This is a genomic window from Pedobacter sp. 10L46_2 (assembly GCF_056395165.1).
Window position 1 is genome coordinate 1 of sequence record NZ_JBFTIZ010000196.1, and the last position, 10,998, is coordinate 10,998.

Here is a 10,998-nt window from a genome sequence, read left to right on the forward strand (position 1 = left end):
TGTCAGAGATGTGGTGCTTTCCAGTAGTGGGTTGTTAGTGAATACAATAGGAGGGCCAAGTGTTAAGCCTTACCAGCCACCAGGCCTTTGGGAAGGAGCTACATCAGGTAGAGGTTTATTGGCTACATACAGACAAGATCATAACGAGAGTTTGTATCGGAGAGGTATGTATACTTTCATTAAAAGAACTGTTCCACCTCCTGTAATGGGAATTTTTGATGCCAGTAACAGAGACCAGTGTGAAGTTAAAAGATTAAAAACGAATACCCCGCTTCAGGCATTGGCGATGATGAATGACCCCACAGTATTAGAGGCTTCGCGTGTTTTGGCCGATAAGTTATTACAAGATAAAGGAACATCAGAAGCAAGGATCAGCAAGGCATTTAGAAGGATAGTTTGTAGAAAACCTAAGGATAAAGAAATAAAGCTGTTGGCCTCCTATTACGCCGATCAATTGAAGGTATTTAAACAAAAATCAAATGCGGAGAAAGTTTTGGCAGTAGGCGAGTACCCTCTCTCTCAGAAAACCAATAAAACTGAACTTGCCGCAATGATGGAAGTAATAGCAGCAATATATAATTTAGAAGAAACCATTACAAAATCCTGATTTATGGAAAAGAATATTTTGGAGCATGGACTTAATTTTAACAGACGTCGTTTCCTTTCAAAATTAAGTTTGGGTTTAGGGAGTGTTGCACTGGGATCGTTACTAATTCCGGATCTGTTTACCGGCAGTTTTGAAGAGGCAGGACTTCCTCCCGGTATTCCTGATTTTGCTCCTAAAGCTAAAAGAGTAATTTATCTGTTTCAGAACGGTGCTCCTTCACAATTGGAGTCTTTTGATTATAAGCCTAAGCTTAGAGAAATGATGGGGCAGGAGCTTCCGGCATCCATTAGAGCAGGTCAACGCCTTACAGGTATGACGGCTAATCAATCTTCTTTCCCTTTGGTAGGTTCATATTATGATTTTAAGCAATACGGTGAGTCGAGAGCATGGATTAGTGACTTGTTCCCTCATACTGCAAAGGTTGTCGATGATATTTGTATCATCAGATCTATGTTTACCGAAGCGATAAATCATGATCCGGCATTAACTTTTTTTCAAACCGGGGCGCAACAGGGAAACAGACCAAGTATGGGTGCATGGCTTAGTTATGGCTTAGGTAGCGAAAATAAAAATCTGCCAGCATTTACTGTATTGTTGTCGCGGGGTAAAGGTAATGGGCAGGGGGTATACTCAAAACTGTGGACTAATGGATTTCTGGATTCCACGCACCAGGGTGTTCAATTTAGCAGTGGCGAAGATCCGGTACTTTATTTAAAAGACCCGGAAGGATTGAACAGATTTGAGAGAAGAAAGATGCTCGATAAATTGGCTGAGCTGAATGAGATGTCGTACCAGGAATTTGGTGACCCGGAGATAAATGCCAAGGTACAACAATACGAAATGGCCTATCGAATGCAGACTGCTGTACCTGAAATCACCGATCTTTCTAAAGAACCAGACGATATTATAAAACTTTACGGACCTGATTGTTTGGTTCCGGGAACTTTTGCTGCGAATTGTTTGCTGGCACGTAAGCTAAGTGAAAACGGGGTGCGTTTTGTGCAATTGTATCATCAGGGATGGGATCAGCATGGCAATCTGCCAAATGAGATGGCAGGGCAAGCTAAAGACGTAGACCAGGCATCGGCAGCATTAATAACTGATTTGAAACAGAGAGGATTGCTTGATGAAACATTGGTGATATGGGGAGGTGAATTTGGCCGCACTAATTATAGTCAGGGCGCAATGACCAAGGATAACTATGGTCGCGATCATCATCCACGCTGTTTTAGCATTTGGATGGCTGGGGGTGGAATTAAGCCGGGTATAGTATATGGTGAATCTGACGAGTTTGGATACAACATTGTAAAAGATCCTGTTCATGTGAACGATTTTCATGCAACAGTTCTTCATCAGCTTGGGCTAAACCATGAAAAACTTACGTTTAAACATTTAGGCCGTCGCTACAGATTAACAGATGTAGCCGGCAAAGTAATTAATGACATTATAGTATAAAGAATATTTTATGAAAAGAAGAGAATTTTTAAAACATACAACCGCAGTTTCTGCCGGATTTTTTATTATGAAAGATACATTAGCAAAATCAAAAGAACCTGTGTATGGTCACAACAACATGCGCTATACGATGGATGCAAAGTGGGGGCAATTAAACCCTGCAAAGAATCCGGTAAATGATTGTCATGAAATGGTGCAGGATAAAAAAGGCCGGATTATTTTATTGACAAATGAGACCAAAAATAATGTACTGATCTATAATAAATCGGGCAAACTGTTAGATTCCTGGGGTCACGAATTTCCTGGGGCACATGGATTAACACTCACCAGAGAGGGCAGTAAAGAATTTCTTTTTATTACCGATACAAACAGACATCAGGTATATAAGACTACCTTGGATGGAAAAATACTGATGACACTTGATTGTCCGATGGAAACAGGGCTGTACAAAAAAAATGAAGAATATGTACCAACCGAAGTAGCAGTTGCAGACAATGGTGATTTCTTTATTGCAGATGGTTATGGATTGCAGTATGTTCTGCATTATAATGCTGAGGGTAAATTGTTGAGTTATTTTGGCGGAAAAGGTGCCGAAACCAAACATCTGGATAATGCGCATGGGGTTTGTATTGATAAAAGACAGGGTGAAGCATCATTGCTGGTTACAGATCGTACACGCAATTGCTTTAAACGCTTTGATATGGCAGGGAATTTAAAAGAGATAATTGTGCTTCCTGGTGCTTGTGTTTGCAGGCCGGTTATTAAAAATGATTATTTGTATGCTGCGGTGCTAAGATCACCGGATCTGAATAAGGAGAATAGTGGCTTTGTTACTATTTTGGATAAGGATAATAAGGTAGTGTCAAATATTGGTGGTTCAGCACCGACTTATACGGATGGTATATTGCAACCAATGTCGCAGGCAGAGAAGATTTTTCTGAATCCACATGATGTATGTGTAGATGACGACGACAACCTTTATGTAGCCCAGTGGGCATCGGGCAAAGTATATCCATATAAATTTACCCGTGCATAATTTTTTATGAGAATTACGCTTAAAGGTTTTACTGAAAATGCATTATTTGCGTTAAACATCTTTATTGTCTTTTTACTGGTATTTGGAGATAAGATTTCTGTGCCGTATTGGTTACAGCCATTAGGTAGGCTGCATCCTATGATTCTGCATTTTCCTATAGTACTTTTGCTGTTAGCGATGCTTCTGGAATTCTTTCGCTTTAAGGAGGCATACACCGGAGAAAAGTTATATCAGAATTTCACTACCGGGTTATTGTTAACCGGAGTTTTATTGTCTGCAGTAACTGTTGTTATGGGATTATTCCTGTCAAAAGAAGAAGGCTATAGCGGTGATACTTTGCAATGGCACAAGTGGACAGGAGTAAGCATTGTTTTTATTTCTTCAATTATATATTGGTCCAGAAACTCTTCCTGGTATAAAGCACCCGTAGCAAAAGCAGGTGCTGTTATTACCATTTTATGTTTAATTGTTACCGGCCATTATGGAGCTACATTAACTCATGGAGATAATTTTGTTCTGGCAGCCGTAATGCCAGAAAAAGAAAAGGTTCCAGTAGATAAGGCAGTCATATTTGATGATGTGATCATGCCCATATTTAATGAAAAGTGTTTGAGTTGCCATAATTTAGAAAAAGCAAAGGGCAGTTTAATCTTGGCAGATGCTAAATCTATGTTTAAGGGCGGAAAGAACGGTAAATTATTTGTGCCTGGGAAACCTGAAATAAGTTTGCTGCTGGAACGAATACATCTGCCTGCAGATGATAAAAAGCACATGCCCCCTAAGAGTAAATCTCAGTTAACGAGTGAGGAAATTGCCATTTTAGCTTTATGGATAAAGGGTAATGCTGATTTAAAGAAGAAAGTTTTAGATCTGCCAAAAAACGATTCTTTGAGAGTACTGTCCGCGTCATTGTTGGGGCCTGTAACATCTGTCGAAGAAAATTATGATTTTGGAGCAGCAGATGAGGCAACGGTGAAGAAGCTAAATAACAATTACAGAGTGATTTACGCGCTCGATAAAATATCGCCAGCCTTAGAAGTAAATGTTTATAATAGAAGTATTTATAAGCCTGAAGCTATAAAAGAACTGATGCCTGTTAAAAAGCAGATTGTATCCTTAAATTTGAATAATTTACCCATTAAAGATGAGGAATTAAAGACAATAGGGGCGTTTGAAAATCTGCGGAAGATAAATTTAAATTTTACGGATATTAAGGGCGATGGGCTTAAGTACTTAAAATCCTTAAATCATTTAAATGCATTATCCTTATCAGGAACAAAGGTTAATTTTAACTTTGTTAAGCAGCTTGTGAGTATGAAAAGCCTTAAAGAGCTGACCTTGTGGAACACTGGTTTAAATGAAGGCGAGATAGGCCAATTACAGAAAATGAATAAGGAGCTGGCTATAATAGGCGGTTTTAAAGATGATGGCAAGAGTCCGGTTAAATTAAATCAGCCCCGGTTGAGTACAGACATTTCTATTTTTAAAAATTCGTTGACCCTTCAGGTAAAACACCCTGTAAACGGAGTGCAAATCAGGTACACCACAGATGGTTCAGAACCTGATAGTCTTAAGTCACCTTTATATGATAAAGAAATTGTTATTAAGGAAACCACTACGCTAAAAGCAAAAGCATATAAAGCTGGTTGGTATAGCAGCGACGCAATAGTTTTTAACTTTTACCAAAGCAATTATAAGCCTGATAGTATTGCTTTTTTAATGCAGCCAAATGAAAAGTACAGGTCTGATGGAACAAAGATATTGGTCGACAATCAGCTGGGTGATTTTGATATTAATACAGGTAAATGGATTGGTTTTAGAGAAAATAACATGGAGACCATCATGTTTTTTAAGCAGGCTATTTCTTTAAAATCGGTAACACTAAATGTAATGAGACAAATCTCTGCATATATTTTACTTCCACAGGAGGTTGAGATTTGGGGTGGTGCAGATAAGAAAAGTCTTCGCTTATTAAAGGTAATAAAAAATCAAATGCCGCTTAAAGATGAAGGGAATGCACTTGTAAAGTTAGATGCAAAATTTGAACCACGAAGTGTCTCATGTTTAAAGATAGTGGGGAAAAACTTTAAGAAACTACCTCAGTGGCATCCAGGAAAGGGCGAGCCAGCATGGATATTTATTGATGAGGTATTCTTGAACTAAGCCATTTTACCAGTTCAACTGCACCATTGTAGTTTTCGTATGTTGAGGGAATGCGGGTTCCATCAACATATTCATTATAAATCCATGGGTCGCCAAGGGCAAAAACAGTACCCTTACCGTATTTTGCAGTAGCCATGATAACATCGTTCTGTTCTGTTACTAAAGCCTGGGCAGGTGGGTTCAATTGAAGAATTGAAAGTTCTTTTATGTAGAATTTTTTGGAGGCAGTAAACACCTCATTTCCGAACGGAATATTTACGGTTCCTGTTTCATAATTTTTTCCTTTCACCATGTTTCGGCTTTTATTGGAAAAGTTAATGCCGAAATTTTCTGCGAGGATATTTAACTGCGTAAGGTTAGTGTTGGCACTATCGTTGGCTAATAAGACCAGTACTCCTCCGGCTTTTACCCATTTGGTAATTGCTTTTATATGATCTTTGTTAATGTAATTTGGGTTAGGGTTTTCCTTAGTATTATCCGGATCTACAATGATATATACATCGTTGCCCTTTAAGGATTTAAGTGTTGGCCCGTTGTCAAGATTTTTGATCTGAAATCCATTCTTTTTAAAAATATCTCCAAGTATAGAATAGCCATTTAGTGTTTGGTCCTCCCAAGTGTAATGAAACCTGATTTCATTTCCATCTTTGTTCTTTTTTGTTTCATGATTGAAAAAATTATCAAGCGTAACTACCTTATCCCGTTGTGCATTTGAAATAGATACGGAGCTGAAAAGTATCATCAAACTAAAACCAAAATTCTTTAATCTCATTTTTATATTATTTGTTCTTGTTATATTTTATCCACGGTCCCTTTTCCGGTTTCCGGTGAACCTTTCATAAATTCCTGCCAATTTTCAGGCAAGTGTTCGCCAGCGAAGTGAATATGTGTATGCGGTGCACGGAAAGATAAACATTTTTCAAGATGAAAAACCCTGCGTACCTGAATATGCTAATACGGTTGATTACTTAGCTAATAGTGGCAATAGATTAGCTCTAAGTATTACTCAAATTGCACTTGCAATCAAGAATGAATAATTTACAATAGGATTAAGAAAATAAAGAACCATGAAGAGAAATCTTATTCATACCATGGTGCTCACAACTTGTATGGGTATCATTCAATCATTTAGTTATGCTCAACAGGGCGCGTTGCCTAAACAAGCAGATCGTTGGAGCATTGAGGACAATGGCAGTATAAGCTGGTCCATTAAAAATGAATTGCCGCATACTGATCATATTGAGATGGCGGGAGAAAAGGTAGCACTATGGGTTGAGTATGGTTTAGATAGCAACAGAAAATCGAAGATTAGCAGAACAGTTGTATTTCCAACTTTTAGAATGTTGCCTGATGGGACAAGAACACATATTTCTTATTCTTTTCAGGATAATGAACTGCCAAGGTTTTATATAAACAACAGGTTATTAGATTTTTCTATTGAGAAAAGTGGCAAATCTGGCACATTAGGTTATAGTATTAAAAAGATAAATCATAAAGGGATTATGAAGGTTTCTGCCGAAACAGGTATGCCTGTTTTAACGGAAATAGAAAGAGAGCTTTTTCCTTCTGTGGATAGGCCTATGGCTATTGAGAAATTTATTTTTACTAATAAATCAGATAAAGACCAAACCATTTCAATGGAATATTTAAGACGTGAAGTAAGAACAGATCCTTCTAAAAGTAAAGTACAATCTCATTCGGTAATAATGGGTACAATAGGAGAAGGCAGCCGCCTTTTGAAAGCTGGTAAATCAATAACCTTTGCCGTTTATTATCTCGCAACAGATACACCACAAAATATAGAGGCCATTAATCCTGATCTGGAAGAACAAAAAAGGGTAGAAAGGATCGCTGAGATTCAGGCGCCACTTAAACTAGAAACTCCTGATGATATACTTAATACAGCATTTGAGTTTGCTAAACTAAGAGCTACGGAAAGTATTTATAAAACAAAGGGCGGCTATATGCATGGACCGGGTGGTTTGGCTTATTATGCTGCAATATGGGCTAATGATCAGGCAGAATATGTTAACCCATTCTTTGCATTTTTGGGAGACAGGGTTGGCAATCAGTCCGCAATGAATTCTTATCGTTGGTTTGCAAAATATATGAATCCGGATTATAAGCCAATTCCAAGTTCTATTGTTGCTGAAGGGGATGCGGTATGGAAAGGCGCTGGAGATAGAGGGGACCAGGCAATGATAGCTTATGGCGCATCACGCTATGCTTTGGCGAATGGAAACATAGACTCAGCACGCGTATTGTGGCCCTTGATTGAATGGTGCCTGGAATTTAGCAGAAGAAAAATGAATAATGAGGGGGTGGTGAATTCTGATAAAGATGAACTTGAGGGGCGTTTTCCTGCCGGGAAAGCAAATCTGGCCACAAATACCTTATACTATGATGCGTTGCGATCTGCAAGCTACGTGCATGGATATGTTTGCCGCTTACCGTAGGAATATTTGATAGAAAAAAGGGAACGATCGATGCCCTGTTTTCTCCACGTTTGTGGACTGCTGATGGACTAGCCACACAGGCCGGTAAAGAAACCTTCTGGGATCGTTCTACACTTTACGCATTAAGAGGAGTTCTTGAAGCCGGAGACACTGAAAAAGCGATGGATTTTATAAAATATTATTCGAGAAGGAGGTTACTTGGCAATCATGTTCCATATCCCGTGGAGGCATATCCTGAAGGCAACCAACGCCATTTGTCTGCAGAAAGTGGTTTGTATTGTAGAATATTTACTGAAGGACTTTTTGGCATACGACCTATTGGATTTAATAGCTTTAATTGCGCACCAAGAATGCCAAAGGCATGGAACAAGTTTGCGTTGCGAAATATCCACTCTTTTGGAAATGTATTCGATCTGGAAATATCAAGAGCCGGAAAAGATAAACTGGCAATTGTGGTCAAGAAAGCCGGTAAGGTAAACAAATATCAAGTAAAAGTAGGTGCAACTCAATTGATCAAGTTATAATTATAAACTTTTAATCCGTCATGAATAAATCCATTCTGTTTTTTAGTATTCTGCTTGTCTCTTTTAGGTTAATATCTTTCGGACAATCCGAAAAACAGATTATTGTAGATACTAAAAATGCGTCGCTTGTTTTTACTGTTGGTAATAATAATAAACTTTATCAGAGTTATTTGGGTCAGAAGCTAAATAGTTCAGTTGATGAGGGTTTGCTAAGATCTACGCGCAGGGAAGCTTATATAGGAGCTGGAATGGGTGATTTGTTTGAGCCGGCTATAAGAATTGTCCATGCTGATGGAAACCCATCACTTGATTTAAAATACGTAACCGATAAAACAGAAAAGGATGATAATGTAACGGCTACCACAATTACGCTTAAAGATCCGCAATATGCTATTGAAGTAGTGCTTCATTTTACTGCTTATAAAAATGAAGACATCATTAAGCAATGGACAACTATAAAACACAATGAGAAGAAACCCATAACACTCACAAACTATGCTTCTTCAATGCTTCATTTTGATGCCTCTAAGTATTGGCTTAGCCAATTTGATGGGGATTATATGACCGAAATGAGAATGAAAGAAACACCGCTTACAACAGGTATCAAAATTCTGGATAGTAAACTGGGGACACGTGCTCAAATGTATCGTGCTCCGGCATTTTTTCTTTCATTGAATAAACTTGCAGACGAAAACAGCGGTGAATTGATTGCCGGGACATTGGCATGGTCGGGTAATTTTCAATGCTCTTTTGAAATAGATCAGCAGAATTCATTACGTATGGTTACCGGTATGAATCCTTACGCGTCAGAATATAAATTGTTGCCTGGTAAAACGTTCGAAACTCCTGCTTTTATATTTACCTATTCTAATAAAGGCAAGGGGACGGCCAGCAGAAATTTACATAGATGGGCAAGAAGGTATGGTGTGTTGGATGGAGACAAGCCGAAACTAACATTATTGAATAATTGGGAAGCTACTCACATGGATTTTAACCAGGATATTTTGGTTGAGTTATTTGATGGGGCAGATAAGTTAGGTGTGGATCTGTTTTTACTGGATGATGGGTGGTTTGGCAATAAATATCCGCGCGATGCTGATAAAACTGCATTAGGAGACTGGCAGGTAGATAAGAAAAAATTGCCTGGCGGTTTAGGCTTTCTTACAAAAGAAGCAACTGCAAAAGGGCTAAAGTTTGGAATTTGGATAGAACCGGAAATGGTGAGCCCGAAAAGTGAGTTGTATGAAAAACATCCTGACTGGATTTTGAAATTACCAAACAGAGAGGAAGCTTATTCCCGTAATCAATTGGTATTGGATCTGATTAACCCTAAAGTGCAGGATTTTGTATTCCATATGGTTGATGACCTGGTTTCAAAGAATCCTGGTATTGCTTTTATAAAATGGGATTGCAATAGAATGATGACAAATACATATTCGCCATATCTTAAAGAGAATCAGGGAAATTTATTTATTGATTATACCAAAAGTTTGTATGATATTTTAGAGCGGATAAGAAGAAAACATCCTCATTTGCCCATTATGCTTTGTGCAGGTGGAGGTGGTAGGGTTGATTATGGTGGATTAAAGTATTTTACAGAATTTTGGCCTAGCGATAATACTGATGGGCTGGAACGCATTTTTATTCAATGGGGTTATCTTAACTTTTTTCCATCTGTAGCGGTTTCAAGCCATGTAACTTCTATGGGTAAACAGTCGCTTAAGTTTCGTACGGATGTTGCAATGATGGGCAAACTTGGGTACGATATTCGGGTGAAAAATTTGACTGATGCAGAAATTATATTTAGCAATGAAGCGGTTAAAAATTATAAACGCATTAGCAATGTAATTTGGTTTGGAGATTTGTATCGACTGATTTCACCTTATGAGGAAAACAGAGCGGTTATGATGTATGTGAGTGAGGATAAAAATAAAGCAGTTTTGTTTAATTACCTCCTCAATTTCAGACGTAAAGAGTATATGGGAAGAGTTACTTTAGAAGGGCTTGATCCGTTAAAACAATATAAAATTAAGGAGATTAATCTGTTGCCAGATACAAAATCAACACATCCGGATAACGATAAAGTTTATAGTGGAGACTATCTGATGAAGGTTGGGTTAAATCTTTCTCCAGGGAAGATCACTCCATTAAGCAGTTCTGTTTTTGAAATTGTAGCAATGAACTAGCTTCCAGGGCTTATCTAAATGACAATCTGGTTGAAGAATATGCTAACGCAACAGACAAAAATGCGGGCAAATTTCTCTTCATTAGACTAATCAAATATTTAAACCTAAACAATCTTAAACCATGATTAGTAGAGCATTTTCTATTCAGTGGTGCCTTCTGGTGCTTCTGTTATGCTGCTGTAGTTTTGATGGCTTTTCCTCCTTCCAGCAATTTATTGTTAAAGGAAAAGTATCGGATGCCAGCGGCGGCTTACCTAGTGTAAGTGTTAAATTAAAAGGTACTTCAACAACCACCAGTACCGATGTAAATGGAAACTATTCCATCACAATTCCTAATGGCTCAGGAACCCTGGTATTTTCTTCCGTGGGTTTTGCAGTTCAGGAAATACCTGTTGCTGATCGGTCAACAATTAATGTAACTCTTGTAACCGAAGATAAAACATTAAGCGAAATTGTTGTGGTAGGTTATGGAACACAAAAGAAATCGGATATAACAGGATCCATTGTTTCTATTAATGAAAAGTCATTAAGAGAGGTGCCTGTTGCCAATTTATCTCAAGCGCTGCAAGGC

General features: G+C 38.2%; 9 protein-coding genes. 8 read left to right on the forward strand and 1 reads right to left on the reverse strand.

The features are described 5' to 3' along the window. From AC1DDX_RS18495 to AC1DDX_RS18510, 4 genes are all read left to right on the forward strand, one after another. Positions 1 to 607 (forward strand): DUF1553 domain-containing protein (locus AC1DDX_RS18495; RefSeq protein ID WP_477622388.1); only part of this gene is annotated, 607 nt, incomplete at its 5' end. Between the two features lie 3 nt (positions 608 to 610). After that, the gene (locus tag AC1DDX_RS18500) at positions 611 to 2,062 is read left to right on the forward strand and encodes a DUF1501 domain-containing protein (protein WP_048904630.1); all 1,452 of its coding nucleotides are present in this window, start codon (positions 611 to 613) and stop codon (positions 2,060 to 2,062) included. Between the two features lie 10 nt (positions 2,063 to 2,072). Further along, on the forward strand, positions 2,073 to 3,098 hold the full coding sequence (locus tag AC1DDX_RS18505) for an NHL repeat-containing protein (protein WP_337715062.1): 1,026 nt from the start codon (positions 2,073 to 2,075) through the stop codon (positions 3,096 to 3,098). Positions 3,099 to 3,104: 6 nt separating this feature from the next. Then, positions 3,105 to 5,261: a chitobiase/beta-hexosaminidase C-terminal domain-containing protein gene (locus AC1DDX_RS18510; RefSeq protein WP_448633818.1), complete on the forward strand. Its 2,157-nt coding sequence runs from the start codon at positions 3,105 to 3,107 to the stop codon at positions 5,259 to 5,261. Here the strand turns inward: AC1DDX_RS18510 and AC1DDX_RS18515 are convergent. Further along, a complete protein-coding gene (locus AC1DDX_RS18515) occupies positions 5,236 to 6,033 on the reverse strand; it encodes a DUF4350 domain-containing protein (protein WP_337715057.1) in 798 nt (265 codons plus the stop codon). The genes AC1DDX_RS18510 and AC1DDX_RS18515 overlap by 26 nt on opposite strands. 295 nt (positions 6,034 to 6,328) lie before the next feature. Here AC1DDX_RS18515 and AC1DDX_RS18520 point away from each other — a divergent pair, with 295 nt between their 5' ends. The 4 genes from AC1DDX_RS18520 to AC1DDX_RS18535 all read left to right on the forward strand — a co-directional run. Further along, positions 6,329 to 7,717 carry a hypothetical protein gene (locus AC1DDX_RS18520; RefSeq protein ID WP_477622389.1) on the forward strand — a complete coding sequence of 463 codons (1,389 nt, stop codon included), beginning with the start codon at positions 6,329 to 6,331 and terminating at the stop codon, positions 7,715 to 7,717. Beyond that, positions 7,702 to 8,241 (forward strand): hypothetical protein, encoded by a 540-nt coding sequence (locus tag AC1DDX_RS18525; protein ID WP_477622390.1) that lies wholly within the window; start codon positions 7,702 to 7,704, stop codon positions 8,239 to 8,241. Before AC1DDX_RS18520 ends, AC1DDX_RS18525 begins: the two co-directional genes overlap by 16 nt. A 20-nt stretch (positions 8,242 to 8,261) precedes the next feature. After that, positions 8,262 to 10,427, forward strand: coding sequence for an alpha-galactosidase (locus tag AC1DDX_RS18530; RefSeq protein ID WP_172663697.1), 2,166 nt, complete (start codon positions 8,262 to 8,264; stop codon positions 10,425 to 10,427). A gap of 121 nt (positions 10,428 to 10,548) precedes the next feature. After that, on the forward strand, positions 10,549 to 10,998 hold a 450-nt coding region (locus AC1DDX_RS18535), incomplete at its 3' end, for a carboxypeptidase-like regulatory domain-containing protein (protein WP_477622391.1).

What these genes read in the sequence shown, in the direction of transcription:
- AC1DDX_RS18500 (WP_048904630.1), top strand. Translation starts at nt 611, where the DNA reads ATGGAAAAGAATATTTTGGAGCATGGACTTAATTTTAACAGACGTCGT.
- AC1DDX_RS18505 (WP_337715062.1), top strand. Translation starts at nt 2,073, where the DNA reads ATGAAAAGAAGAGAATTTTTAAAACATACAACCGCAGTTTCTGCCGGA.
- AC1DDX_RS18510 (WP_448633818.1), top strand. Translation starts at nt 3,105, where the DNA reads ATGAGAATTACGCTTAAAGGTTTTACTGAAAATGCATTATTTGCGTTA.
- AC1DDX_RS18515 (WP_337715057.1), bottom strand. Translation starts at nt 6,033, where the DNA reads ATGAGATTAAAGAATTTTGGTTTTAGTTTGATGATACTTTTCAGCTCC.
- AC1DDX_RS18520 (WP_477622389.1), top strand. Translation starts at nt 6,329, where the DNA reads ATGAAGAGAAATCTTATTCATACCATGGTGCTCACAACTTGTATGGGT.
- AC1DDX_RS18530 (WP_172663697.1), top strand. Translation starts at nt 8,262, where the DNA reads ATGAATAAATCCATTCTGTTTTTTAGTATTCTGCTTGTCTCTTTTAGG.